This window comes from Halorubrum trapanicum (assembly GCF_017873555.1).
Lineage (GTDB): Archaea > Halobacteriota > Halobacteria > Halobacteriales > Haloferacaceae > Halorubrum > Halorubrum trapanicum.
On sequence record NZ_JAGGKE010000001.1, the window covers coordinates 205,904 to 231,297 of the forward strand.

At 69.0% G+C, this 25,394-nt stretch carries 30 protein-coding genes; 10 read left to right on the forward strand and 20 right to left on the reverse strand.

From position 1 onward, the window contains the following. Positions 1–146 precede the first annotated feature (146 nt). On the forward strand, positions 147–680 hold the full coding sequence (locus tag J2744_RS01000) for a hypothetical protein (RefSeq protein ID WP_209543265.1): 534 nt from the start codon (positions 147–149) through the stop codon (positions 678–680). 10 nt (positions 681–690) lie between these two features. Here the strand turns inward: J2744_RS01000 and J2744_RS01005 are convergent, their stop codons facing one another. From J2744_RS01005 to J2744_RS01035, 7 genes are all read right to left on the reverse strand, one after another. Then, a complete protein-coding gene (locus J2744_RS01005) occupies positions 691–1,557 on the reverse strand; it encodes an SDR family oxidoreductase (RefSeq protein WP_209543273.1) in 867 nt (288 codons plus the stop codon). A 124-nt stretch (positions 1,558–1,681) separates the two neighbouring features. After that, complete coding sequence (locus J2744_RS01010; protein WP_209543275.1) at positions 1,682–2,158, reverse strand: GNAT family N-acetyltransferase; 477 nt, start codon at positions 2,156–2,158, stop codon at positions 1,682–1,684. Between the two features lie 53 nt (positions 2,159–2,211). After that, positions 2,212–2,982 carry an archaeal proteasome endopeptidase complex subunit alpha gene (psmA, locus tag J2744_RS01015; protein ID WP_209543277.1) on the reverse strand — a complete coding sequence of 257 codons (771 nt, stop codon included), beginning with the start codon at positions 2,980–2,982 and terminating at the stop codon, positions 2,212–2,214. A 4-nt stretch (positions 2,983–2,986) separates the two neighbouring features. Next, positions 2,987–3,466, reverse strand: a complete 480-nt coding sequence (locus J2744_RS01020; RefSeq protein WP_209543279.1) for an Rpp14/Pop5 family protein — start codon at positions 3,464–3,466, stop codon at positions 2,987–2,989. 7 nt (positions 3,467–3,473) lie between these two features. After that, entirely contained in the window at positions 3,474–4,097 is a 624-nt protein-coding gene (locus J2744_RS01025) for a class I SAM-dependent methyltransferase (RefSeq protein WP_209543281.1), read from the reverse strand. Then, positions 4,078–4,863 (reverse strand): RNase P subunit p30 family protein, encoded by a 786-nt coding sequence (locus J2744_RS01030; RefSeq protein WP_209543283.1) that lies wholly within the window; start codon positions 4,861–4,863, stop codon positions 4,078–4,080. Before J2744_RS01030 ends, J2744_RS01025 begins: the two co-directional genes overlap by 20 nt. 70 nt (positions 4,864–4,933) lie before the next feature. Further along, the gene (locus J2744_RS01035) at positions 4,934–5,770 is read right to left on the reverse strand and encodes a DUF6498-containing protein (RefSeq protein ID WP_209543285.1); all 837 of its coding nucleotides are present in this window, start codon (positions 5,768–5,770) and stop codon (positions 4,934–4,936) included. Between the two features lie 131 nt (positions 5,771–5,901). On the opposite strand from J2744_RS01035, the gene J2744_RS01040 reads away from it, so the two are divergent. From J2744_RS01040 to J2744_RS01060, 5 genes are all read left to right on the forward strand, one after another. Continuing rightward, complete coding sequence (locus tag J2744_RS01040; protein ID WP_209543287.1) at positions 5,902–6,186, forward strand: DUF357 domain-containing protein; 285 nt, start codon at positions 5,902–5,904, stop codon at positions 6,184–6,186. A 73-nt stretch (positions 6,187–6,259) separates the two neighbouring features. Continuing rightward, positions 6,260–7,378: a M20 family metallopeptidase gene (locus J2744_RS01045; RefSeq protein WP_209543289.1), complete on the forward strand. Its 1,119-nt coding sequence runs from the start codon at positions 6,260–6,262 to the stop codon at positions 7,376–7,378. 116 nt (positions 7,379–7,494) lie between these two features. After that, positions 7,495–7,647 (forward strand): 50S ribosomal protein L39e, encoded by a 153-nt coding sequence (locus J2744_RS01050; protein ID WP_209543291.1) that lies wholly within the window; start codon positions 7,495–7,497, stop codon positions 7,645–7,647. Continuing rightward, positions 7,648–7,926: a 50S ribosomal protein L31e gene (locus J2744_RS01055; protein WP_006629921.1), complete on the forward strand. Its 279-nt coding sequence runs from the start codon at positions 7,648–7,650 to the stop codon at positions 7,924–7,926. It abuts the gene before it with no gap. A gap of 1 nt (position 7,927) precedes the next feature. Beyond that, positions 7,928–8,593 carry a translation initiation factor IF-6 gene (locus tag J2744_RS01060; protein ID WP_209543293.1) on the forward strand — a complete coding sequence of 222 codons (666 nt, stop codon included), beginning with the start codon at positions 7,928–7,930 and terminating at the stop codon, positions 8,591–8,593. A 220-nt stretch (positions 8,594–8,813) separates the two neighbouring features. On the opposite strand, the gene J2744_RS01065 is transcribed toward J2744_RS01060, so the two are convergent. From J2744_RS01065 to J2744_RS01075, 3 genes are read right to left on the reverse strand one after another with little or no spacing between them, the layout of a single operon-like run. Beyond that, entirely contained in the window at positions 8,814–9,485 is a 672-nt protein-coding gene (locus J2744_RS01065; RefSeq protein ID WP_209543295.1) for a hypothetical protein, read from the reverse strand. Between the two features lie 29 nt (positions 9,486–9,514). Continuing rightward, positions 9,515–11,440, reverse strand: a complete 1,926-nt coding sequence (locus tag J2744_RS01070; protein ID WP_209543297.1) for a heavy metal translocating P-type ATPase — start codon at positions 11,438–11,440, stop codon at positions 9,515–9,517. Between the two features lie 13 nt (positions 11,441–11,453). Beyond that, on the reverse strand, positions 11,454–11,666 hold the full coding sequence (locus tag J2744_RS01075; protein WP_209543299.1) for a heavy-metal-associated domain-containing protein: 213 nt from the start codon (positions 11,664–11,666) through the stop codon (positions 11,454–11,456). 186 nt (positions 11,667–11,852) lie between these two features. Here J2744_RS01075 and J2744_RS01080 point away from each other — a divergent pair, with 186 nt between their 5' ends. From J2744_RS01080 to J2744_RS01095, 4 genes are all read left to right on the forward strand, one after another. Next, positions 11,853–12,395 (forward strand): ArsR/SmtB family transcription factor, encoded by a 543-nt coding sequence (locus tag J2744_RS01080; protein ID WP_209543301.1) that lies wholly within the window; start codon positions 11,853–11,855, stop codon positions 12,393–12,395. A 138-nt stretch (positions 12,396–12,533) separates the two neighbouring features. Then, the gene (locus tag J2744_RS01085; RefSeq protein WP_209543303.1) at positions 12,534–13,397 is read left to right on the forward strand and encodes a phosphatase PAP2 family protein; all 864 of its coding nucleotides are present in this window, start codon (positions 12,534–12,536) and stop codon (positions 13,395–13,397) included. A 75-nt stretch (positions 13,398–13,472) separates the two neighbouring features. Next, positions 13,473–14,342: an SMP-30/gluconolactonase/LRE family protein gene (locus J2744_RS01090; RefSeq protein ID WP_209543305.1), complete on the forward strand. Its 870-nt coding sequence runs from the start codon at positions 13,473–13,475 to the stop codon at positions 14,340–14,342. A gap of 37 nt (positions 14,343–14,379) precedes the next feature. Continuing rightward, positions 14,380–15,612: an AGE family epimerase/isomerase gene (locus tag J2744_RS01095; protein WP_209543307.1), complete on the forward strand. Its 1,233-nt coding sequence runs from the start codon at positions 14,380–14,382 to the stop codon at positions 15,610–15,612. A gap of 28 nt (positions 15,613–15,640) precedes the next feature. Here the strand turns inward: J2744_RS01095 and ftsY are convergent, their stop codons facing one another. The 10 genes from ftsY to J2744_RS01145 form a co-directional block, all read right to left on the reverse strand. Continuing rightward, entirely contained in the window at positions 15,641–16,756 is a 1,116-nt protein-coding gene (ftsY, locus tag J2744_RS01100; protein WP_209543310.1) for a signal recognition particle-docking protein FtsY, read from the reverse strand. Between the two features lie 15 nt (positions 16,757–16,771). Beyond that, entirely contained in the window at positions 16,772–17,227 is a 456-nt protein-coding gene (gene pfdA, locus J2744_RS01105; protein WP_209543990.1) for a prefoldin subunit alpha, read from the reverse strand. Next, on the reverse strand, positions 17,227–17,403 hold the full coding sequence (gene rpl18a, locus J2744_RS01110; RefSeq protein ID WP_209543312.1) for a 50S ribosomal protein L18Ae: 177 nt from the start codon (positions 17,401–17,403) through the stop codon (positions 17,227–17,229). Before rpl18a ends, pfdA begins: the two co-directional genes overlap by 1 nt. Positions 17,404–17,527: 124 nt before the next feature. Beyond that, positions 17,528–18,343, reverse strand: a complete 816-nt coding sequence (locus tag J2744_RS01115; RefSeq protein ID WP_209543314.1) for an ABC transporter permease — start codon at positions 18,341–18,343, stop codon at positions 17,528–17,530. Continuing rightward, entirely contained in the window at positions 18,340–19,308 is a 969-nt protein-coding gene (locus tag J2744_RS01120; protein WP_209543315.1) for an ABC transporter ATP-binding protein, read from the reverse strand. Before J2744_RS01120 ends, J2744_RS01115 begins: the two co-directional genes overlap by 4 nt. Before the next feature lie 299 nt (positions 19,309–19,607). Beyond that, positions 19,608–20,639 carry a tyrosine-type recombinase/integrase gene (locus J2744_RS01125; protein ID WP_209543324.1) on the reverse strand — a complete coding sequence of 344 codons (1,032 nt, stop codon included), beginning with the start codon at positions 20,637–20,639 and terminating at the stop codon, positions 19,608–19,610. Continuing rightward, positions 20,632–21,012, reverse strand: coding sequence for a DUF5805 domain-containing protein (locus J2744_RS01130; protein ID WP_209543326.1), 381 nt, complete (start codon positions 21,010–21,012; stop codon positions 20,632–20,634). The genes J2744_RS01125 and J2744_RS01130 overlap by 8 nt, the downstream gene beginning before the upstream one ends. A gap of 427 nt (positions 21,013–21,439) precedes the next feature. Beyond that, a complete protein-coding gene (locus J2744_RS01135) occupies positions 21,440–22,345 on the reverse strand; it encodes a hypothetical protein (protein ID WP_209543328.1) in 906 nt (301 codons plus the stop codon). A 107-nt stretch (positions 22,346–22,452) separates the two neighbouring features. Then, positions 22,453–24,234 carry an alanine-zipper protein gene (locus J2744_RS01140; protein WP_209543330.1) on the reverse strand — a complete coding sequence of 594 codons (1,782 nt, stop codon included), beginning with the start codon at positions 24,232–24,234 and terminating at the stop codon, positions 22,453–22,455. A gap of 93 nt (positions 24,235–24,327) precedes the next feature. Next, entirely contained in the window at positions 24,328–25,161 is an 834-nt protein-coding gene (locus J2744_RS01145) for an MBL fold metallo-hydrolase (RefSeq protein ID WP_209543332.1), read from the reverse strand. Between the last annotated feature and the right edge of the window lie 233 nt (positions 25,162–25,394).

The window sequence follows — 25,394 nt, forward strand, 5'->3', positions numbered from 1 at the left end:
CGTGACGGGGTAGGCATAGTGGAAGTACTGTCCGTAGTGGTTCCGTACGCGGGAACAGCCAGCGAAAACCCGCTTGGTTCACGCTACTGCCCCGCCGTTATAAAAGCCTTCGCAAAGGGCAAGCCGACGGCGATCGAACCCCGTCTATGCGCGTCACGCCGCAGACGGTCCGCGACGAGCGCGACTGGGTCCGCGACCGCGCCGACGTCGTCGTCCCGATCCTCAACGACACCCGCGACCGGCTCGGCCGGCTCTTCGAGACGGAGGTGGACGCGGTCGCGCCCGAGGCGTACCGCCGCGAGGTCGACGCCGTCTTCGCCGACGGCGAGGTCGCGGTCAACGTCGCGGCCTGCGTCGCGCTCCTCCGCGACCTCGACGTGGCGGGGGACTACCCCGGGTTCGTCGTCGACGAGGTCCTCGGCCGGGAGCTGGCGGCGACGGTCGCCGGCGGCCGTCCGCTCTCGCTGCTCGCGCAGGCGACGTTCCACGTCGCCGACCTCCACGTGGACCGGGACGCCGCGGCCGATTCGGACGAGTCCGGCGCCGGGACGGCCGGCGCCGACGACCTCGACGCCGCGCTCGCCGCGGGGTTTCAGACGCGGCTTCCGGGCTGGGACTGGCGCGAGGGAGAGAGTCCGTTCGCGGTCGCCGCGGACGGCGACGCCGGCGATTCCGATTAGAACGGTCCGACTACGAAGTGAAGTTTTTCACCAGCCCGTACGCCTTGTCGAGCAGCGCGTCGGGGAGGAACCGCGCGAGGACGCCGACGCGAGCAACGGTCCCGGGCTGGACCCGTGCGGGGGGCCGGGTCGCGCTCGCGGCGTCGTAGATCGCGTTCGCGACCAGTTCCGGCTCGACCGCGCCGGGACCGTCGCCGCCGATCAGCTGCGCGTCCTCGAACATCGCGTAGAACTCCTCGTACGCCTCGGTCCGCTCGATCCCCTCGCGCTCCTCGGGGTCGGCCGCCGCTTCCGCGCGCTTCGAGAAGTTCGTCTTCACGGGACCGGGTTCGACGACGACGACGTCGATCCCGAGGTCCGCGACCTCGTTCCGCAGCGCGTCCGACATCGCTTCCAGGGCGAACTTCGACCCGCTGTACACGCCGCCGCCGGGCATCGACACGCGCCCCGCGACCGACGAGACGTTGACGATGGTCCCGTCGCGCTCGCGGCGCATCGCCGGGAGGACCGCCCGGATCAGCCGGTGCGGGCCGTACACGTTCACGTCGAACTGGTCGTGGACTCGCTCCGTGGTGACGTCCTCGACCGGTCCGAACTGTCCGTAGCCGGCGTTGTTGATCAGGGCGTCGATCGCGCCCTCCTCGTCGAGGATTCGGCCGACGACGCGGTCGACGTCGTCCTGGTCGGTGACGTCGAGCGTGGCGAGCTCACAGCCCGCCTCGCCGAGCGTTTCGACGTCCGCCGGGTTCCGCGCGGTGGCGTACACGGTCCATCCCTCGTCGAGGAAGGCGTGCGCCGCGGCGCGGCCGATGCCCGAGGAACAGCCGGTGATGAGTGCCGTCTTCTGCACGCGTTTTCGGTCAGTCTCCGACGGCATAACTCTCCCGACCGGTCGCGCCCGACCCGTCCCGTCTCGACTCGGGCCACTGCTCCCCCGTTCGGATTTTCGTCACAGCTCCTCGATTCGGATTTTCGTCACAGCTCCTCGATTCGGATTTTCGTCACAGCTCCTCGGTCCGGATCCCCAACGCCTTCGACGCGGGCGCGGTCCGCTCGAACCCCCACCGCTCGTAGAAGCCGTCGACGTCGGCGAGGAGGTCCACGTACGCGCCCTCGGGCGCGTTCTCGCGCAGCCACGCGACGAGCGCGTCCACCATCGCCGTCCCGATCCCCCGACCCTGCTGTGGCGGCGCGACTGCCGTGTCCGTGAGATGGAAGATGGAGCCGCCGTCGCCGACGATCCGCGCCATCCCGACCGCCGACTCGGTCTCCGTCTCGACGACGTGGACGCCGTACGTCGTGTTCGGTAGCCCGCGCTCGCCGGCCTCGCGCGACCGATCGGTCATGCCGGCGTCTCGCCTGAGCCGGCGGAACGCCGCGACGGACGGCGTCGTCTCTCGGAGCTCGTAGCCCGCCGGGAGCGCGGTCTCGCCGAGTCGCCGCTCGGAAGCGTCGGACCCGGCCGCGTCGTCGCTCATGCGCGGTCGTTCGCGGCCGCAAAAGTAGTCGCTTCGGTCGCGGGCGAGCCGACTTACTCCTCGTCGCTCTCGCCGTCGGTCTCGTCCTCGTCGGCCGGGAGCAGGTCGCGCTCGTCGAGGATCTCCTCGATCTCGTCGGTCGGTCGCTCGGCGTACTCGGGGTCGTCGACGGTGATCGTCGCGACGCCGACGCCGTCGGGGGTCAGCTCGCCGTCGTTCGACTGCGCGAGGGTGTCGAGCGCCAGCCCGACCGCCTCGTCCGTCGAGATACCCTCCTCGTACTCCGCTTCGAGGTAGTCGCGGAGGTCGCTGCGGTCCGAGCCGATAGAGAGCGCCTGCCACTCGTAGGGGGTGCCGGAGGGGTCCGTCTCGAACAGGCGCGGCTCGCCGTTCTCGATACCGCCGACGATCAGCGCGACGCCGAACGGGCGCGCGCCGCCGACCTGCGTGTACTGCTGGATGTGGTCGGTGATGTTCTTCGTCAGCGTCTCGATGCCGACCGGCTCGCCGTAGCGGAGCCGGTTCACCTGCGCCTGCCGGCGCGCGAAGTCGATGAGCTGACGCGCGTCGGCGACGTGGCCCGCGCTCGCGACGCCGACGTGGTCGTCGGCCTTGTGGAGCTTCTCGATGCTCTCCGGCTCCATCAGCGGGGAGCGGGCGCGCTTGTCGGCCGCGAGGACGACCCCGTCCTCGGCGCGGATCCCGACGCTCGCCGTCCCTCGCTTCACCGCCTCCCGGGCGTACTCGACCTGGTAGAGTCGGCCGTCCGGAGAGAAGATTGTGATGCCGCGGTCGTACGCCTGCTGTTGGGATTGGCCCTGCATGATATCACTCGGTGTCGAACGTCGTCGCGCCGACGCGACCCGACTCGACCCGCACGTCGCACGCGTCTCCGCGCGCGACAGCGGGCCGCTCGGCGCCCTCGAACGCGACGTCTCGCTGTGTCGAACTGGGGGTCGCGCGACCCATATATCTTTCCTCACAGGCACGCACCGTCCCCGAAATCCCCCTGACGAGGATTCCGACCGGCTCGCCGTCGACCTCGCTCACGCAGGCGATCGCGGCGCGCGCGTCGTCGACGTGGCCGTGTCTGACGCGGACGACGGCCTCGCCGGTCCCGTCCGCGTGCGAGAACGACAGCAGCGTGAGGTCGGCGTCGGCGCTGCCGGCGTCGCCGAGGAGGTTGCCGGCGCTGTACCACAGCGCGCGCTGGAACGCCCGCCGCCCGACCTCGGCGTCCGACCACGACTCGACCCCGACCGCGATGTACCGCCACCGCGGCCGGAGGTGTTTCGGGAGGTGTTTCACGGGGAGATCACGCCGGCAGCTCGCGGACCCGCTCCGCGACGATCACCGCCACCTGGTCGTGGACGCGCTCGACGGCGGTCACCGCGAACCCCTCCTCGGTGAACGCCTCGACCAGCGTGCCGACCGTCGCGGGGTCGTCGACCTCGGGGCTGTAGAACGGCGCGTCGGGGTCCGGGTCCTCGAAGAAGGCCACGTCGCCGAGGACGATCCGCCGCGCGCCCGTCTCCGACATGACGCGGATCGCCTCGCGCTTCTCGTCGTCCGCGAGGTGGTGGAGCGCGAAGTTCGAGGTGACGACGTCGACCCGCTGGTCCGGGTCGAGTCCGGGGTCGCGGAACTCCCCGTACGCGAACTCGACGTTGTCGAGGCCGCGGTCCGCGGCCTTCCGCCGACCCTCGTCCATCATCCCTTCGCTGATATCGCGCGCGAGGACGCGCTCCGCGTCCTCGGCGAGCGCGAGCGCGATGGCGCCGGTCCCGGCCCCCAGATCGAGGACGATATCGTCCGCTTCCGGCGCCGCGCGGTCGATCACGAGGCCCGCGCAGGCGTGGTACTCCTCGCTCTTCGAGTCGTCGTACTCGGTCGCCTTCTCGGAGAACCGCTCGGCGTGTTCAGCAACCGTCTTCTTCATACCTGCCACGTCGGACCCCCGGCTCTATGAAGCCCTCGGAGCGACGCTCCCGGTTCCGCTCGACGAGGTCGCCCCACGCCCGAAGCCCCTCGCGGACGGTCTCCGCGTCGAACCCGATCGCCTCGCCGACCGCGATCAGCTCCCGCGGCGCTCGCAGCTGGAGGTGCGAGCGGGCGTTCGCGCTCACGACGTACGGCGCGTCGTAGTGGTCGACTATCTCGCGGAGCTTCCGGAGGTCCGCGAGCGCCCGGACGCGTTTCCCGCCGGTCGCGCGCAGCGCCGGCCCGAAGTCGAACTCGACGCGGACGCCGTTGTCGCGCGCCGCCTTCGCGAGGACGTGGTTGAAGTCGCCGCCGTCCGCCATCGGGCGGACCAGCACGTCGACGCGGGACTGCTCGACCGCGAACCGGTTCACGGCGTCGTCCCCGCCGACGACGCAGACCACGGTCCGGTCGGAGCGGTAGTTCCCGACCGCGCCGGAGGCGCTCGTGGGGTCGTCGGCGTCTATCTCGACGGCGTCGACGGCGTCGATCCCGTACTCCTCGCGGAGGGCGTCCGGGTCGGTGACGGGACTCCCGTCGCGGTCCGTCGCGGCCGATCCCCCTCCGCCGTCGCCGTCCGCCGCGACCGATTCGCCCCCGCCGGTCGGCTCCAGCGCGTCGCGCGTCCGCACCACGATCCCGTCGTACCCGTGCCGGGCCGCGGTGGCGGCGTGGCGCGCGACGGTCGTCTCCCCGTCGGGGTGGGCGTGAACGGCCTCGTACATGGCCCGTCGTTTCGCGGCCGGGCGTATCGGCGTTGCGCTTTCGACGTCGACCCCGCCCCGGTCTCCCGCCTCACTCGTCTCCGGTGGTCTCCTCTCGCTTTTTCCACTCCCGCCGCGGGTCCTCGCCGGTGAACCACGTCGCGATCCCCTCGGGGTCGTCCTCGCGGAAGGCCCGCCGCCGGCTCCACTCGACGACCGTCTTCGCGAGCGTGATCGGGACGAGGAAAGGGAGGAGGACCGCTGCCGGCCCGAGCGCCCCCGCGACCGCGTCGAGCGTCCCGGATCCGAAGACGGCTTCGACCGAGATCAGCGCCACCGCGACCGCGGGGACGGCCAGCATCCCGATGGTGAGGTAAAAGGAGACGACGCGCTGGGCGGCCTCGACGACCATGTACGGCGACCGATCCTCGTAGGCCCGCTCCGCGAAGAACTCCCGGCGCACCTCCGCGACCTGCGCGAAGCAGACCCCGGCGGCCGCGAGTCCGACGGTCGGGGTGGCGTACGAGAGGGCGTCGCCGCCGACCCACGCGAGCGGGAACGCGAGGAAGAGAAAAATGCCGAGCGAGCGGACGACGACCCCGACGTTCCGGCGGTAGATCGGCGGGAGCCACGAGACGAGGTGAATCGGCTCCGGTTCCGTTCCCCACCGCTCCTCGTCGAGTTCGGTGTTCTCGGAGTAGCCGACGATGTAGAACGAGCGGTCCTCCAGATCGATCGGCCGCTCCGCGAACAGGGCGGCGACGCTGTGCGCGAGGACCAGCAAGACGACCTCGATCCAGTACACCGCGAGCAGTTCGCCGACGCGCCAGCCGAACGCGACGACGCCGACGAGCGGGAGGAGGTTGGTCGCGACCACGAGCGCGAGGGCCGACCGACTCCCGGCGGGAGGGCGAGCGCGGGGCATCATCTACCGGAGTCCAGATGTCGGCGAGAATAAAAGTTCCCGGTTCCGTCGGGGTCGACGCGGAGCCGCCTCGCCCTGTACGCGACGCCTCGCCCGACCCGACCGCTTTTGTCCGCCCGTCGGAACACTCGCGTATGCCCGCCGATCTGGAGGAGAAGACGGACCGGTACGAGCGGATGCTCGCGGACGCGCTGGCGGCCGCGGAGCCGCGACCGCCGGCCGACACGCCGCTCGGCGAGGCCGCCGCCGACGTGACCGAGATGGCCGAGTCGTACCTCGACGACGGCCGGCACTTCCGCGACGACGGCGACCCGGTGAACGCGCTCGCCTCGTACTCGTACGGCTACGGCTGGCTGGACGCCGGGGTCCGGCTCGGATTGTTCGCCGTGCCCGACGACACCGAACTGTTCACGACCTGAGTGAGGGTGACCAACGGGTCGCGCGACCTCCGCCGAGGGACGCGCTTAAGCGGCGACGCCCGCCACTGACGGCATGGACGAACTCGCGGACCTGACCGAGCGGCTCGTCTCGATCCCGTCCCACGAGGACGAGACGGCCGCGGGCGACGCGATCGAGGAGTGGCTGCGCGCGGAGACGGACGCGACGGTCGAGCGCGACGACGCCGGCAACGTCCTCGCGTTCGCGGGCGCGACCGACGACCCCGACGCCGACTCGCTCGCCCTCGTCGGCCACCACGACGTCGTGCCGCCGGCGCCCGAGCAGACGACGGGCGAGGGGACGGACGGCGAGTACGTGGTCGAGCGCCGCGACGGCCGGATCTACGGGCGCGGAACTGCCGACATGAAGGGGTCGGTCGCGGCCGCGATGTGCGCCTTCCGCGACGCGGCGCCGCCCGCGGGCCGCGAGCTGATCTTCGCGTCGTTCGTCGGCGAGGAGGTCGGCGGCGATGGCGCGCGACACGCGATCGACGCCGGGTTCGCGCCGGACCGGGCGGTCGTCGCCGAGGGGTCGACGAACTACTCGAAGCCGGGCGTCACGGACGTGGTCGTCGCCCACCGCGGGCGCCGGGGGTCGCGGCTCGTCGCGCGCGGCGAGGCAGCCCACGCCTCGGAGCCGGAGGCGGGCGAGAACGCGATCTACCGCGCCTGCGACGCCATCGACGGGGTCCGCGACCTCGACACGCCGCGGGCGACGGTCCTTGGGAACGACGTGTCGGGGTCGCTCGCGGTCACGATCGTCGACGGCGGCGAGACGTGGAATGTGATCCCCGAGCGCTGCGAGGCGACCGTCGACGAGCGGACGGTCCCGGGCGGCTACGCCGACTTGGAGGGCGTCGCAGACGCGGTGCCGGGCGTCGAGCTCGTCGTCGATCAGGACCTCCCGCCGATGGCCTGCGGCGACGCCGCGTTCGCGGACGCCGCGCTCGACGTCGCCCGCGCGGTCCACGACGAGCGCGGCCTCGACGCGCCGGAGCAAGTCACCAAGCCCCACGCGACCGACGCGGGGTGGCTCGCGCAGGCGGGAACCGACTGCCTCGTCTGCGGCGCCTCCGAGCCGGGGGAGGCGCACACCGACACGGAGAGCGCGAGCGTCGACGTCCTCGACCGCTGCTACCGGATTTACACCGGTATCGCCGAGCGGGAGTTGTAGCAGTTCAGCGGGGATCACGGCTCGGGCCGATCGGGCCCCGTGGGCCGATCCACTCGGCTCGCGCCCGACCCCGTATGGAAGGGGTTTTATGCGCCCCGCGGAAAGTGTGCGCCACTATGGGAGACAAGTCGAAGGCTCAAAAGAAGCGTCTGGCGAAGACGGAGCGCCAGAACACCCGCGTCCCCGCGTGGGTCATGATGAAGACGGACATGAACGTGACGCGAAACCCCAAGCGGCGCAACTGGCGCCGGAACGACCTGGACGAGTAAATGTCGACGAACGACTTCGAGGAGCGCGTCGTCACCGTCCCGCTCCGCGACGCCAAGGACAAGCCCGTCCAGCAGCGCGCCGACTACGCCATGAAGATCACGCGCCAGCACCTCGCCAAGCACTTCTCCGTCGACGAGGACGACGTGATCATCGACGGCTCCGTCAACGAGGCCGTCTGGACGAACGGGCGGCAGAACCCGCCCAGCACGGTGCGGGTCCGCGCGGCTCGGTTCGTCGAGGACGGCGAGCCGGTCGTCGAGGCCGAGCACGCCGAGTAACGTGTTACGGGCGACCTTCACCGGCTCGTCGTACGTGGGCGTGTTCGCCCGCGCCGTCGACGACATCCTCCTGATCCGGCCGGACGTCGACGAGGCGCTCGCCGAGGACCTCGGGGCGGAACTCGGCGCCGAGCCGCTGCCCACGACCGTCGGGCGGTCCAACACGGTCGGGGCCCTCGCGACGGGCAACGAGAGCGGCGTCCTCGTCTCTGCGCGCGCGAGCGAACGCGAGAAAGAGCGGATCGCGGACGTCGCCGGCGTCCCGGTGCGCGAACTCCCGGGCGAGATCAACGCCGCCGGCAACGTCGTCCTCGCGAACGACTACGGCGCGTACGTCCACCCGGACCTCTCGCGCGAGGCGGTCCAGACGATCAAAGACGCCCTCGACGTCCCCGTGACTCGCGGCGACCTCGGCGGCGTCCGGACCGTCGGCACCGCGGCGGTCGCCAACAACACGGGCGTGCTCTGTCACCCCCAATCGACCGAGTCGGAGCTTCAGGCCGTCGAGGAGGCGCTCGACGTCCGCGCCGACCTCGGCACCGTCAACTACGGCGCGCCGCTCGTCGGCTCCGGTCTCGTCGCCACCGACGAGGGGTACGTCGTCGGCGAGGACACGACCGGTCCCGAGCTGGGCCGGATCGAGGAGACGCTCGGCTTCATCGACTGAGCTTCCGACCTCTCTCGGAGCCTATCATCGCGATCTCGCGGAGCTGGCCAAAGTGATGTTTCGTCAGTCCCAGTCCGGAGAGCCGCTACGGAACCGCGTGGTTTGACCAGATTAACTTTATGACATGAATCTCCGGACCTTTCCGGAGGACTGGTGTGGTGTAGTAGCCCCATCATTCGAGCAGCTTCCGTGAAGCGGTCGAACGCCCACGAGTGTAACCTCACAAGCGTCTCTGCCGTTTGACGGCCTTCACCTCGAAGAGGGAGTCGTCGGACAGGACGGCCTGGACGCGGCCGTGCCAGACTTCTGCGAACAGTTCACGGTCCGCCTCGCTCGCCGTCCCTTCGACGATCCGTCGGAGGTTGTCGACTGCCGGCCCGCCGTCCGGAACGTCGCCGACGTGGTAGGTAACCTCGACGGCGTCGCCGGTGTCACTCCGGCGGAACCTGAACGTGGGGTCGGCACTATCGGGGTCGAACGCGTCGAACGTCAGCGTGTTCCGGCGATCACCGTAGCCCCCGGCGAGCCCGCGAAAGCCGTCTTCCTGTGCGGCGCCGGTCACGAACGAGATGAGACGCCCCATCACCCCGTAGGCGGCGTCGTCTCGCGGTCCGCCAGCGAGTACTTCGATCTCGCTGCGGATAGGGAGTTCGTCGGGATACAGCGCGGCGAGACCCAACTGGGCGACGCGGTAGGCGCCCGAGGCGGTCGGACAGGAGTGACCCGCCGCCTTCACCACGTCCTCGTAGGTGACGACGAAGGGGTCGCCGGGGTCGAGGACGGCGAGCGCTTCCGCGACGGGGTCGCGGACGCGGATCGGTTCGACGTCGTATTCGACGGCCCAGCTCTCCTCGGTTCGGTTCGTATCAGTCGGATTCGTGTTTCCTGACATCGTGAGTCGTCCGTTTGTATTCGGTCTGCTCAGTACCGCAGTAGGCGCATGCCGTTACCGATCACGGCGAGGACGCTGGCCTCGTGGACGAGCATCCCGAGCGCGAGGGTGACGTAGCTCGTCAACACGCCGGCCAGCAGCAGCGTTACCACGACGAGGGCCAGCCCGACGTTCTCGTAGATGTTCCGCCGCGCGGCCTTGCTCAGTTTCACCGCGTAGGGGATCCGATCGAGGTCGTCGGCCATCAGCGCGATGTCGGCGGTTTCGATGGCGGTGTCGGTGCCGGCGGCGCCCATCGCGATACCGACGTCGGCGGTCGCCAGCGCCGGCGCGTCGTTGATGCCGTCCCCGACCATCGCCACGACGTGGTCCGCCTCGCGGTACTCCGTGATGATGTCCTGTTTGTCCTCGGGCAGGAGCGCCGCGCGGTAGTCGTCGATGCCGACTTCCTCGGCGACCGCCCTGGCCGTCCCCTCGTTGTCGCCGGTGAGCATCACCGTCTCGATGCCCGCCTCCTGAAGCTCTCGGACAACGCCGGGCGCGGCCTCCCGCAGTCCGTCCCGCAGGGCGATCGCACCGACGACGCCGCCGTCTCGAACGACGTGGACGACGGTCTCTCCGCTCTCCTCGCACTCGCGGACGTACTCGGCGATTTCGTCGGAAACGTCGATCCCGCGCTCGTCGAGCAACGCGCGGTTCCCGACGACGATGTCGCGGCCGTCGTGGCCGGCGACGACGCCCTTCCCGGCGACCACGTCGAAGTCGTCCGGCTCGGGGAGCGAGCGCGCGTCCGGGGACGCCGATTCGGCGTCAGTCCGGGAAACCGTCGTTCCGCCATCGGTCGCGGGCGTCAGGCGGTCCCGTGCCGCGCTACGAATAGCGTCGCCCAGGTGGTGCTCGCTCCGCTTCTCGGCGATGGCCGCGAGCTCCAGCACCTCGTCGGGGTCGGTGTCGAACCCCTCGACGGCAGCGACTGCCGTCTCGCCTTTCGTGAGCGTCCCGGTCTTGTCGAAGGCGACCAAGTCGATCCGGCCGGCCCGTTCGAGGTGCTCGCCGCCCTTCATGAGAACGCCCGACCGGGCGGCGTTGCCGACGGCCGAGACGATGCTGACCGGGGGACCGATGACCAGGGCGCCCGGACACCCGATGACCAACAGCGTCAGCGACAGGATCGCGTTCTGTGTGACCGCATACGCTCCGACGGCGAGCACGATGATGGCCGGCGTGTAGTACCGCGCGAACCGGTCGATAAGGCTCTCAGTGGGCGACTGTGCCTCCTGCGCCTCCTCGACCCGTCGAATGATCCGTTGGAGCGTCGTGTCCGTGCCGGCACCGGTGGTCCTGACTTCCAGCGCCCCTTCCTGATTGATCGTGCCGGCGTACACCTCGTCGCCGTCGGCCTTGTGAACGGGCGCGCTCTCGCCGGTGACCGGCGCCTGATTGACGGCGGTCTCCCCGTCGATCACGTCGCCGTCCACGGGGATCTTCTCGCCGGGTCTGACGATGACGACCTCGCCCGCTTCGACCTCGCGGGCGGGCACCTCCCTCTGTTCGCCGTCACGGCGCACGGTGGCCGTGTCGGGCGTCATCTCGAGGAGTTCTTCGAGCGCGTTGCGCGTCTTCCGCATCGTCCGCCCTTCGAGGTACGACCCCAGCGCGAACAGGAAGACCACCGCGGCGGCCTCCCAGTAGGAGCCGATGGCGATGGCACCGATCGCCGCGAGCGTCACGAGCGTCTTGACGCCGAGCGTTCGGCTCTTCACCTCGTGGTAAGCGGCCTTTGCGATGTCGTAACCGCCGACGATCGCCGCGAGAATCAGGGTCGCGGTGCTCACGGTGTCGAGGGCGGGGACGTAGCCGAGGCTCCAGCCGCCGGCGTAGAGGAGGCCGCTCACCGCGACGATGACGGCCTTCCGGTGTTTGCGGTAGTACCGTTTGACTGATCGGGGATCCATACCGGACACCTCGTTAGGCGGGCTTGGGCGTGTAGCCCTGGGTTTCGATGATCTGTTCGAACGCGTCCGGGCCGGTGACGGCGGCGTCGTAGCGGATCTCGACGCGACCGGTCGAGTAGTGAACCGCAACGCTCTCGACGCCCTCGACGTTCGCGAGAGCGCGTTCGACGGTGCTCGCACAGCTCGGACAGTCGAAGTCCATCACGCGGAATTGGGTTTCGCTCATTACAGTTCGACGTAGCGCCCGTACCCACTAATATATTTTTTAAATGATATGTTTGAATTTCGATACGGAGCGTTTGAGCGGACAAACGGGTCGTCTCGGGCTTCGGCGAGTCGCCGGAAGCGGGCGTCAGACGGGGTTGAGACACCGGTCGTTACTACTTAGCGTGTCCACGGCGTCGACTCACGCATGAGCACGTCCAACGGGACAGAACTCGAGGACATCGCCGTTCGAGACACTCGGGTGTCCGATGCCATCGACGAACCGATGCGGGCGATGATTCTCGATATCCTCGCTGACGAGACGCTACCGGCAAGCGGGGTCCATCGCCGCCTCGCTGACAGGGGTGTCGACCGGACGGAGAACACTGTTCGCCATCACATCAACGAACTCCGGGACGCGGGGCTGGTCGACGTCGTCCGCTTCGAGGAGGGGCGCGGCGGGACGACAAAACACTACGGGGCGAACACGACCGTCCTCTCGTACTCGCTCCCGGACTCGGCCGACCCCGATATCGAGGAACTGATCGAAGCCGTCCGACCGGAGGTCGAGACGGCGCTCGCCGCGCTGACCGACGAATACGGCGACGTAATCGACGACATCACCGGAGCGATGGAGCCCTGTGAGCACTGTCGAACGCAGAAATACGAGACGTACGTCCTGTTGACCGTCTTACGACGAGCGTTCGTCGAGGCGTATCACGACGGACACGTTCAGTCCGATCGGCACTGAACCCCGGTCCGGCGGGACGGTTCCTGCTGCCCCCCGTGGTCGATTCGACGATCGGACGCGAACGACACGACGCTGAGAGGAGGCGGGCGGCGAGACACCGTGTCACTCATATATCGCGACGACAGTGTGAAAACGACGATGGCGCTCCTCGAAGTGACCGCTGCCACCGGCATTTCCGTCGTCGCCGGGACGGCGGTCACAGCCCTCCTCTGTATCGGGCCTCGACAGGTGTCCCGGGCGATGACCGACGTCGACGACCGCCTCCGCGAGATAGCCCCCTACCTCGGAGCGGCGCTCGCGCTGCTCGCTGTCAAACAGATCACGCAGGGGTATCGGCTGCGGCTCTCGCGCGCGCTCGATTGGAACATCACCGACGAGCTGTACGCGCTGGAAGGCGAATTCGTAGCGAGCCTTCAGAGCCTGACGCCGGACGCGACGCTGGAGTTCTTCACGGTGAGCTACATGGTCGGGTTCGCGTTCCTCCTCGTCGCGGCGCCGGTGACGTACTTCCTCTCGGAGGGGCACGGACGGCGACACCTGAAGGAGCTGCTCGTCGCGTACATGCTGAACTACGCGGTCGGCACCGTCTGTTACACGCTGTTCATCTCGTACGGGCCGCGGAACCACCTGGAGACGGTGTCCGGGCTGATGTATCGGGTCTACCCGCAGACGCAGGACCTCACGGCGGCGGTCGCGTCGAACACGAACGTGTTCCCGTCGCTCCACACCTCGCTGTCGGTGGCCGTCCTCGCCGTCGCGTGGCGCTCGCGGCGGACCCACCCCCGGTGGACGCCCGCCGCCGCCGCGGTCGCGGCCGCCGTTGTGTTCTCCACGATGTACCTCGGTATCCACTGGCTCACCGACGTCGTCGTCGGCGCCGCGCTCGGCGTCGGATCTGTGTCCGCCGCGGCGCGGATCGTCGATCGCGCCGAGTCGGGGTCGGCCGCTTCTCGCCCCGGCGGCGAACGCGAGAAGCCGACCGGGCGGCCCGGCGACGACTGACGAGGCGCGCGGACGAGGGGAACGCCGCTCTCGTCAGCGGACACACTCAAGTGCCGACGTTCGGCATGGATTCGTATGGCTCGAACCGAACGCGTCGCCGACGCGCGGGCGCACACCGGCGAGGGACCGCTGTGGCACCCCGCGGAGCGCCGACTCTACTGGGTCGACATCCCGGCGGGCGCGCTGTACCGGTACGACCCCGAAACGGGCGAGAACGCGGTCGCGTACGAGACGGACGGCGTCCCCCTCGGCGGGTACACGATCGAGGCCGACGGGGCGCTACTGTTGTTCACCCGCGGGGCGGTCGAGCGCTTCGTGCCGGGGGATGCCGACGCCGAGACCGTCCTCACGGTCGACGCGGACACGCGGTTCAACGACGTCGTCGCGGACCCGGAGGGACGGGTGTTCGCCGGAACGATGCCGGGTGAGGACGCGCTCGGCGACCTCTACCGGATCGACACGGACGGCTCGGCGCGCGTCGTCGTCGAGGGGCTGGACATCCCGAACGGGATGGGGTTCTCCGGGGACGGGACGACCTTTTACCTCACCGAGTCCGAGGCGCGTCGGATCGACGCGTTCGACTACGACTACGTCACGGGTGAGATAGCGAACCGCTGCGCCTTCGTCGAGACGCCGCCCGGAGACGGTGTCCCCGACGGCCTGACCGTCGACGCCGAGGACCACCTCTGGTCGGCCCGGTGGGACGGCGGACGGGCCGTCCGCTACGACTCGACGGGCAGGGCGGTCGCGGCGATCGAACTCCCCGCGCGGAAGGTCGCGTCCGTCGCGTTCGCCGGTCCCTCGTGTGACGCGCTGTACCTGACCACCGCGCTCGCGGGCGGCGACAGGGAACGCGAGGGCGACGGCGCGGGCGCGCTGTTCCGGGCGACCGGCCTTCCGGCGAGCGGGCGACCGGCGTTTCGGTCCCGGATCGCGGTGGCGTAGCGCTGGGGTTTTCTCGTGGGACGCGCCACGGGAACGCATGGCGCGCTACGACCCGTACTCGTTCCGCGGCCGCCTCCTCGCGACGCTGCGGCTCCAGTTCCCGGACGCGCTCGACCCGGCGGGCGGCTTCCGGCTGCTTGACCCGGAGCGCGGGGAGCCGGACGCGGGCGACCGGCGACACCTCGTCGCGACCTGCCGGTCGATAGCGAACTTCGCGGCCGGCGCCGTCGCGGGCGGTCCCGACTGGTGTATCGAGGCGACCGAACACGGGATCGCATTCCTGGAGTCCGCACACCGCGCGGACGCGACCGACCGGAGCGAGGGGTACCGCCTCGTCGTCGAGTCCGACGGCTCGCCCGTCGACCGCACGCGCTCGGCGTACGGCCACGCGTTCGTCCTGCTCGCGTACGCGCGGGCGACCGCCGCCGGCGTCGACGGCGCGGCCAGGGGACTGGACGCGACGGTCGACCTCCTCGACGCGCGGTTCCGCGACGGGACGGGCTGTCTCCGAAGCGACTGCGGTCCCGACTGGGTCGAGCGTGAGGCGTACCGCGGACAGAACGCCAACATGCACGCCTGTGAGGCGTTCCTCGCCGCCTACGAGGCGACCGGCGAGAACGCCCACCTCGACCGCGCGCGGCGGATCGCGGAGCGGCTGACGGTCGAACTCGCGGCCGAGACCGACGGCCTGCTCTGGGAACACTACGGCGCGGACTGGACCCACGACTTCGGGTACAACGCCGACGAGCCGCGCCACCGGTTCCGCCCACCGGGGTACCAGCCGGGCCACCATGTCGAGTGGGCGAAGCTCTGCGCACTGCTGGACCGGTACGACGCGACGGCACCGGCGGAGCGCGAGTCGGTCCCCGGCTCGGGCGACTGGTACGACCGCGCGGTCGCGCTGTTCGACGCGGGCGTCGACCTCGGCTGGACCGACGGCGGATTCGCCTACACCGTCGAGCGCGACGGGAGGGTTATCGTCGGCGACCGCTACGGCTGGGCGCTCGCGGAGGGGATCGGCGCGGCCGCGGCGCTCGCGGAGCGAGCGACCCGGCGAGGCGACGGTGAGGCGGCCGGCCGCTTCCGCGAGTGGCGCGAGCGGTTCGTCGACCGCGCCGACGCGTACCGCGGGCCGGCCGGACTCTGGTACGAGAAGCGACCGCTCGCGGGGACCGGCGGCGACCCCGTTCCGCCGGAGCCGCCGGGCGTCGAACCCGACTACCACCCCGCGAGCGCCTACTTCGAGAGCTGGCGCTCCGGGGTGCGATGAGGGCGGGCAACGAAAACCGAGGTCGCCGTCACTCCTCGTCGAGCAGGCTCTCGACGAGCTCCTCGGGGTCGAACAGGGTGATGTCGTCGTACCCCTGTCCGGTGCCGAGGAAGAGGATCGGCTTGCCCGTGACGTACGCGACCGAGATGGCCGCGCCGCCCGAGGAGTCGGCGTCGGCCTTCGTCAGGATGGCGCCGTCGATCGCGGCGGCGTCGTCGAACTCCTTCGCGCGGTTGACCGCGTCCTGCCCCGCGACCGCCTCGTCGACGAAGAGGGTCATGTCGGGGTCGACGACGCGGTCGATCTTCTCCAGTTGCGCCATCAGGTCGTCGCTCGTGTGGAGCCGGCCCGCGGTGTCGCCGAGGACGACGTCGACGTCGTTCGCCTCGGCGTACTCGACGCCGTCGTAGATGACCGCCGCGGGGTCGCCGCCCTGATCGTGGCTTATCAGGTCGCGGCCGAGCCGGTCGGCGTGCTCGCGGATCTGCTCGTTCGCGCCCGCGCGGTACGTGTCGCCGTTCGCGAGGACCGAGGAGTAGCCGCGGTCGGCGAGCCACTCCGAGAGCTTCGCGATGCTCGTCGTCTTCCCGACGCCGTTGACGCCGGTGAAGACGATGGTGACCGGCTTCTCGGCCTCCGCGATCCGCCCTTCGAAGTCGAACTGGCCGACCGCGATGACGTCGACGAGGGCGTCGTGAAGCGCCGACTCGACGAGTTCGCCGGTCGTCTCGACCTGCTTGCGCGACTCGCCGAGCATGCTCTCGCGGACGCTGTCGAGGATCTGCTCGGCGACGCTCATCTCCACGTCGCTTTCGAGCAGCGCCATCTCGAGGTTCCACAGCGGCTCCTCGAGGTCCTCCTCCTCGATGATTATCCGACCGGTCGCGAACGCCTTCGCGCGCTGGAAGGTGCTCGGCTCGTCGTCCGATCCCGTCTCGTCGGGGTCGGCGGCCGCGGTCTCCTCGACCTCAGCGGTCTCGGCGGTCTCAGCCGCAGCGGCGTCGGCCGTCGCGGCGTCGTCCTCGACGACCGCGCCGCTCTCGGCGTTCGCTTCCGCCTCGGGAGGGGCTTCTTCCTCGACCTCGGTCGACTCCTCGACGTCCTCGCGGAAGCCGGAGAGCTTGTCTTTCAGTCCGTCGAACACGGTCGAGTCCTCGTCTTACTCCTCGTCGTCCTGGGCCTGTCCCATCTGCTGCATCTGCTGTTGCTGCATCTGCTGTTGCATCTGCTGGGCCTGCTGTTCCAGCTCGTCGCTCTCGGACTCCAGCTCCTCGACCTCTTCTTCGGTCTCCTCGATGCGGTCGTCGAGCGCCTCCTGCTTGCTCCGGAGCACGTCGATGGCGTCGTCCTGCTCCTGCTCGGCGGAGTAGTTGCCGCCGAGCGAGACGATGACCTCGTCGATGTCCTGGACCTCCGCGCGGAGGTACGCGCCGCCGCCGAGCGGGACCTGGACGGTCGCGCCCGTGTCGAGCGTCTCGATGGCCTCGACCGCGTCGTCGATGTCGGCCTTCTCCTCGCGGTAGTCGGCGATCTCGTCTTCGAGCGCCTCGATCTCCTCGTCGAGCGCCTGCAGCTCCTGGGAGAGCTGCTGGAGCTGCTGTTGTCCGCCGCCCATCATGCCGCGGACACCTCCTCGATCTCGATCTGAGTGCGCTTCCGGTTGTGCTGGCTCCCGATATTGGTGTAGATCCGCTCGCGGGCGAGATCCTCGTTTTCCGCCTCGACGTCCTTCGTGAACGGCTGGTCGCCGTCTCGGCTCTGGAACCGTCCACTCACCGTGTATGTACTCATGTTCCCCGATCCGGCAGGGACAGGGAAGTATCTTCCTAAAAAGGGACAGGCGTCGGCCGCACAGCGGACGCGACGGAGGGGACGCGAGGGGTGCCAGAGAGGCGGTATGGTGCCAGTCAGGGCGCTATCCCGAGAGGTCCGCGCGCCGGAACCGAACGACCGCGAGCGCGACGAGGACGACCGCCGCCGCGAGCAGGATCGCCGCGCCCGTCAGGTCGTACTCGCCCAACACGAGTACCGCGGAGGGGTCGTAGTGCGCCGTCGGGCTGAGGTCCCCGAACTCCGCGTAGTCGGTGCTCGCGACGACGGACTCGAACATGAACAGGGCGAACAGCGCGCCGAGGGCGACCCGCTGGGCGATCCCCGGCCGCGAGACGAGCGTCGACACGGCGATCCCGACCGCGACGCACGTCAGGTGGTACGGGACCGCGAGCGCGTGGACCGCGCCGAGCCGCTCGACCGCGATCGTCTCGCCGACCGCGAGGACGCCGACGTACGCGACGACCGGCAGGACGAGGTTCAGCAGGGCGACGAGCGGAACCAGCCCGAGGAACCGCCCGATGACCACGTCGCGGCGCGCGACCGGCGCCGACAGCGTGAGGTCCATCCGCCCGGAGGCGACGTCGCCGGCGATCGTTCCCCCCGCGAGGTACGCGAGGTAAAGCCCGACCAGGAGCAGCCACGCGAACTGGTAGAACTCCACCGCCAGGAACCCCTCGATGGAGGAGATGGCGATGATCCCGAACGCCTCCTGAAACGCCGGCGGGAACGCCTCGACGTACGCGTCGAGGTCTATCCCGGCGGTCGACAGCGACGGGAAGAAGGCTAAGAAGAGGAGGAGGAACGCGGAGAGCAGCCCGGTCACCACGAGCGAGCCGCGGGCGCGCCCGGCCGCGTCGTACCGCGCGATAGCGAGCCACGGCGCCGGGCGGTCGCTCATCGGGCGTCACCCCCGGCGTCTGCGGCCGCGCCCCTCGACGCGCCACCGCCGCGCGTCGCGCCGCCTCCCCCGTCTCCGGTCGGTCCCGGCACGTCGCCGTCGTAGAACGTCATGAACGCCTCTTCGAGCGGCGCGTCGACGACGTCGAGGTCCATGACGGTGTAGTTCGAGAGGAGATCGATCAGCGCGTCGTACCCGCCGGTCCACGTGAACGAGACTGTCTCGCCGACGCGGAGGTTCATGGTGCCGCGAACCTCGAAGTCGGCGCGTTCGACATCTTCGGCCACCCGAACGCGTACCTGTTTCCCGCCCCGCGACCGGAGGTCAGAGACGGACTCGACCGCGACGAGGCGGCCCTCCCGGAGGACGCCGACGCGGTCGCAGAGCGCGGCCACCTCGCCGAGGACGTGCGACGAGAGGAGCACGCTCGCCCCGTCGTCGACGCGCTCGCGTACGAGGCTCGCGAACTCCTCTTGAAGTAGCGGGTCGAGTCCGGAGGTCGGCTCATCGAGCAGCAACAGGTCCGGGTCGTGCATGAACGCCGCCACGAGGGCAACCTTCTGTCGGTTCCCCCGCGAGAGGTCGGCGATCCGGCGCGACTCGTCGAGTCCGAACCGGTCGACGAGCTGCTCGCGGCTCGCTTCGCCGCGGAGCGCCGCCTGGTGGTCGAGGAACGCCTCCGCGGTGCGGTCGCGGTCGAGTCCCGGATCCCCGGGGAGAAAGCCGATCCGCTCGCGGGCGCGACGCGAAGCGACCGGATCGGTCGCGTCGTGACCGAGCAGCGTTCCGCCGCCGCTCGTCGGCGAGAGGAACCCCAACAGCGTGCGGATCGCGGTGGTCTTCCCCGCGCCGTTCGGTCCGAGGAACCCGAAGACCTCGCCGTCCCCGACGGTGAACGAGACGTCTTCGACCCCTCTGACGTCGCCGTAGTACTTGGTCAGGTTCCGGCACTCGATAGCGGGCATACCGTACGCAACTCCGCTACGGCTCTTAAATGTGGGAGTGCGTCGGAAAACGGAGAGGAGGCTCGACGAACGAATTCGTCGCGGTGTCACCCGGCGGAAGGTGTCGAAACCCGAAAGCCCGGAATCGCACCTTAGTCGATCCCGTGACGTTTCCTGAAGCAATCGCAACGGGGAGAGATTAGATATAGCGATATAGAATGTATGTGTTTCCTCCTGGGCTGATCGAGTTGTTCACTAAGCAACACAATCTGGTCGTCAGCGACCAACTGATAGGAAACGACGTTCCGAGAGGGATCTGCTCACGAGAGGAGCCGATAGACGTTCGCCTCGTAGGTCTCCCGCACTTGGTCGCCCCAGTTGTGGGTGTACGTGTCGATCACGTCGTCGGCGACGTCGCCACGGAGGTACTTCACCACGCCGCGGTCTCCGGTTCGGTCCCGGAGGTGCGTCGTGAAGAAGTGCCGGAAGTAGTGGGGCGTGACGTTCTCGTCGGCGCCGCCGCCCGTGCGATACCATCCCTCCTCGCGGGCGTACCGCTCGACGACGTGCCTGACCGCCTGCGGCTCCAGCCGTTCGCCCCACCCCTCCGCGGTACCGACGAACAGCGGTTCTGCCGGCGACGGCGAGTCCGGCCGAACCGCGAGCCAGCGCTTCAGCGTCCGACTGAGTTCGTCGTCGACCGGGATCACCGTCCCGCGTTTACGCTTGTTCGCGGCCGTTCGAATCTCCCCGTTCAGCTCCTCGCCGACGGTCGCCTCGGCGGTCACGAAGATCGAATCCGGCCGTCCGGACAGCGCCGGGCGGTCCCCGAGCGAGTACGCCGCATTGAGGTCCGAGTCGGTGACGGACAGGTCCCGTAAATCGAGGTTACACAGTTCGCCGACCCGCATCCCGGTCTTCAGCAGCGTCACCACGAGCGCGCGGTGGAGCGGGTGTCGGATCTCGGCGACGAACGACCGCATCGACGGAATCGAGACGTCGCGGCGAGCGGGGTCTTTGTCGACGGTCTCGTCCATCTCCTCCATCACCAGCGTCATCGGATTCCCGTCGAAGGCGCCCACCTCCGTCATGTACCCGTAAAACCGGTGTAGGTACGCCGCGTACGTGGCGACGGTGCTGTCGGCGACGTCGCCCCGCAGCGAGTGGACGAACGACATACAGTCGCGGTGGGTCGCAGAACCCGGGTTCGCGTCGTCGAGGAACGACTCGAATCGCCGGAGGACACGCTCGTACGCCGCTCTGGTCCGATCCGTCTTCCCGTGGTACGTGAGGTCTTCGAGGAAGTAGCCGATTGGGTCGTCGGGGTCGGGGGTCGTGCGCGTGCTACTCATCGGTCAACACGTACCCTCCGTCCCGGCCGCTGTACCGGACGCGGTTGCGATCCTGTAGGTCGTCGAGCGTCGCCTCCAACTCGTCTTCCACGTCGCCGACGACCGCCTGAACGAGATCGTCCCACGAACAGGGGCCCGATTCGAGAACCGTGTGGACGCGCTTTTCGAGGTCGTGACCCCCAGGGTCAGACCCCTCGGAAGCGGGTTCCTCGCGACCCGCCGCGTCAGTCGGCGCGAACCCCTTTCGTCCGGCCTGAACCATCGTCCTGACGAACTCGCTCAACGACATGTCGAGTTCGTCGGCGTGGTCGCGCCACGCGTCTTTCTGCTTCGCCGGCACGTACGTCTTCACCGACTGTCGATCCCCTGCCATCGTTCTCGGACGACGATACTCGATGGCGTAACTTCAATCTATCCCAGATTTCCGGATAAGGTCACTTATCTTCGTACGTAGAACCCTAATTCGACCGCAATGTTTGGTATATCCCGATACCCAGTACCCTACTCTCGGAAGTCTCGAACCAGATTTTAGGATATACAATTAGTGTGAGTGAGATGGTGGAATCGGAGCGATCCGGGTTGAGTCGGTTCACGGGTTCGGAACGACTCGCCCCGTCGTGCCCGCCGAGGTCCTCGGACGAGTACGACTCTGTTCGGCGTCACGCTTGGGGTTCGAAGCTCGGAGGGATCGAAACTACACCGTCTCCGGATCCGGACATACGGACTCGGCGAGCGTATCGAGACCCGACCCCATCTCAGCGCGAACGCGTATATCCCATACTGCTATATCGTCTGCGAGGTCAGACGCGAATCTCCGAGTCGGCGACCTCGCGTTCGAGCGCTCGGAGAACGCGGGACACCGATTCGTCCGTCTCGGCCGCGTTACGCATGAGGACCGTCTCGCTGGGGAAGAGGTGTTCACCGACGGAAAGCCCGTGTTCGCGCGCGGTAGAGCCGGTGACGGTGAGGTACACGCCGAGACCGACCCGGGCGATGGCGGCCTCCTCCTCCTCGTCCGCGTCGGGATACACGAACTCGACGCCGTCGAGCGCGTCGGTTCCCAACACCGCGGTGACGAGTCGTTCGTACCGCGGCGAGATACACAGCGGTCCCTCGTACTCGGCGAGATACGCGCGGTCGAACGTTGCGCCCGGCGATCTCCCCTCTTTGCGCCCCATAAGGGTGTGATACACCGTGTCGCCGAGTCCGGTCACGACTCGAACGTCGGTGTCGACCGGGTCGATGCGGTCGTTGATGTCGGAGATATTTCCGAGACCCGTCCCCCTAATCCCGACCACTTCCTCCAAGACGAGGTCCGCGGAGTCGAACCCGAGCGCGAACTCGTGGGTTCGCAGCGCCCGGAACGGCTCCTCGCGACCGACGAGTTTGACCGTCACGTCGCCCAGATCGACCGTGGCGGCGTCGAACACGATTCGGCGCGGCTTCCCGTTCCGGTCGTCTCGCAGCAGCGTGAACTCCGGCTCCGCCGGCGTCGCGGGGTCGGAGTACTCGGCCAGCCGTTCGTACGGTCCCCCGTCGGCGTCGACCGAGCCCTTGGTGACGGCCTTCTCGTACCGGAGCGTGTTACTGACGCTGTCCGCGAGCCGGTCGAGGCGGTCGTCGTCCGAAACGGCCGCAATCCGCTCTAAGACCGCTTCGAGCGGGCGTCCCTTGCGGGGGACGGCGACCGGAACCGGATCTGTCATTGACGTATCTGCGGCCGCTCGCGTAAAACGGGTTGCGTTTTTCGACTGGTCGAACGGGAGCGGCGGACGAAAATTTTGATCTGTCGATTATCGTCGTTAACGCCGCTTTACGGACCAAACGCCTCGTTGAGGCGACTACGGAACTCGTCGAGTTCGTCGAGGTGGTCGTTGATGTCGTCCAGCTCGGCGGCCACGTCGTCGAGGTCCTCGCCGAGGCGGTCCTCGATGTCGGTGAGCCGCGTGTCGACCTCCGCGAGGTCGTCCCACAGGTCGTCGAACTCCTCGTCGAAGCGGTCGAGATCGGACTCGACATCGTCTACACGCTCCGCCGCGTCGTCGGCACGTCCCTCGGCATCGTCGGCGCGCTCCTCGGCGTTCTCGGCGCGCTCTGCCGCTCTGTCGACCTCCTCGTACAGCGTCTCGACATCGTCGCCCAGGTCGTCGACCGTCTCCGCAACCGACTCGGTCTCGCCTTCGACCCGGTCTACATCTGCGCTGAGGTCGTCGACGTCGGTCTCGACGGTCGAGACGGCGTCTCGGACCGATTCGACCGTTTCGTCGACGGACGCGACCTCGTCTTCGACCGCGCGCACGTCACCTTCCACGTCCCGAACGTCCTCCTCGACGCTGTGAACGTCGCTTTCGACTGCCTCGACGCCCTCCTCGACGTCGTCGACTCGCTCCTCGACCGCGCCGACCGCGTCCGAGGCGGAGGCGACCGCGGAGTCGACGCGGGCGACGTCCGACTCGATCGCCTCGCGCTCGTCGGCAGCGTCGTCGAAGCGGTCGTCGAGCGCGGAGACATCGGACTCGACGGCGTCGACCCGGTCGTCGATCCCGTCGAGGATCTCCCGGGCGGTCCCCTCGCCGTCGATGAACTCCGCGAGCGCGTCGGCGTACGCCTCGATGTCGGCCACGCTCGACTGGAGGCGGGCGATCCGCACGTCGACGCTTCGCGGCACGCTCGCGTCGAACGCCTCCTCGATGGTCGCGATGTCCTCCTCGTCGGCCGCGCCCGTACGGATCTCGGCCGCCAGCGCGGCCGCGAGACCGCCTTCGCCGGGGAGACCCGCGCGCTCGTCGCTCTCCTCGTCGTCCGCTCCTTCGTCGGCGGTGCTCTCCGGGTCCGCTTCGACCGACACCTCCGCGTCTCCGTCGTCGATTTCGGGCGGCTCCCGGGACTCGTCGTCTGCCGGTTCGGATTCGGTCTCCGGTTCGGCCGCGGCACCGAGCGACGCTCCCTCGTGCGGGGTTACGGCGGCCGTGCCGTCGTCGGCGACCGCGCGAGGTTCCGGAGCGTCGACCTCCGGTTCTGCGTCGGCTTCCGGCTCCGCGTCGGCTTCGGATGTCTCGATGGATTCGACGTCCGTGTCCTCACCTCGAGACGCCTCTACTGGCTCTTCGGCCGGGTCTTCGGGCAGCAGCTCGTCGTCTTCCGCCATGCCGGGGAGCGTCGCGCGGTCGCCCGAGAGAACTTCCCTGACCGCGTCCGTGTCACCGGTGCCGAGGACGTCCTCGATCTCCTCGCCGACGGGCACGTGTTCGATCACCGGCGTGCCGAGGAACCCGTCGAGGTCGGGGTCGTCGTCGCGGATCCCGAACACCGTTTCGACGGTCTCGTCGGGGTCTATCACCCGTTCGAACTCTACGCGGTGGTCCTTGTACGCCGTCCAGTTCTCGCTTTCGTACTCCGGGTGGAAGCCCACTCGGTCCATCGGGAACGACTCCGGGATCCGGTCGACGATACGCACCCGTACGGGGTCCTCGCGGTGCGAGGAGAGAGTGTACATCACCGCGGGCACGGGGAACGCGTCGTCCGTGAAGGACTTCTCGACGCGGATGCCGTCCTCGTCGACGGTCGTGGCCGCCTCCGCCGTCCGTTCGCTCATACACTACGGTCCCGGAGCAGGGGCTTAAATTCCACGGGCCGGGTTTCGTGGTTGATAACCGAAACGCGGCGAAAACGGCCGCTCAGCTCCGGTCTACAGGTCTATCCGGTCGCCGATCTCGACTACCTCCAACCGATTCGGCGACTCGTAGCTCCGCACGTGGTCGTGGAGCGCGGTCGGGTCGGCGGTCAGCCCCTTCCACATGTCCCAGTGGGTCGGGACCAGCCGGTCGAGCCCGAGGTCGGCGGCGGCCGTCGCGATCTCGTTTTCGTCGCTGTACCACTTCGTCCGGACCGATTCGCCCGTCTCTTTGTCGGGAATCGTCCCCTCGGAGCCGAACGCGAGGATACCGAGGTCGATGTCGAACCGTTCTGCGAGGCCCGTGAACGACGGGGAGGGCTTGCTGTCGCCGGCGTGGAACACCGTGCCAGCCTCGTGTTCGATCACGAAGCCGACGGGGTGGGTGGCGTCCGCGTCGCGCGTCTCGACGACGTGGACGGTGAACTCGCCGATCCGCAGCTCGTCGCCCTCCCGCACCTCCGTGAACGCGGCCTCGCTCACCGCGTACTCGTCGGTCCACCGCTCCTCGTCGCGCGCGACCGCGAGCGAGTCGTCGGGCGCGACGAGGTCGGCGTCCGTGTTCTCGAGAATTGGCGCCTGCGAGGGACCGTGGACGTGGTCCGTGTGTTCGTGGGTGGCCAACACCGCGTCCGCGACGTCGACGTCCGCGGGATCGAACGGGATCGGGATCATCCGGATCGTCCGCGGCGGGTCGCCCGTGCCGACGTACGGGTCGATCCAGAGGACGGTCCCCTCGCTCCCCTTGACCGCGAAGCCGTTACAGCCCAGGTACCACAGCGCCACCGTGTCGGGGTCGGCGTCCGCGACCGCGCGCGGCAGCCAGTCGCCCCAGTCGGAGTCGACCATGGGCGTCGCTGCGGGAGCGGCCGGGGTAATTATTCCGGAGTTCGCCGGAACGCGACGAATTACGTCGGTCACTCACCGACGAATTTTTTCTGTCTCTACCGCCACAAATAAACTGTATTTCGCTATACTAAAATCCGTCCGCCGCGCTCGGTCCGAGCCGAACCCCGAACTCGCGAAAATCGAACCGAGACTGCGTCTACGGAAACGATGAGTCTGAGCGAAAACTCGGACCG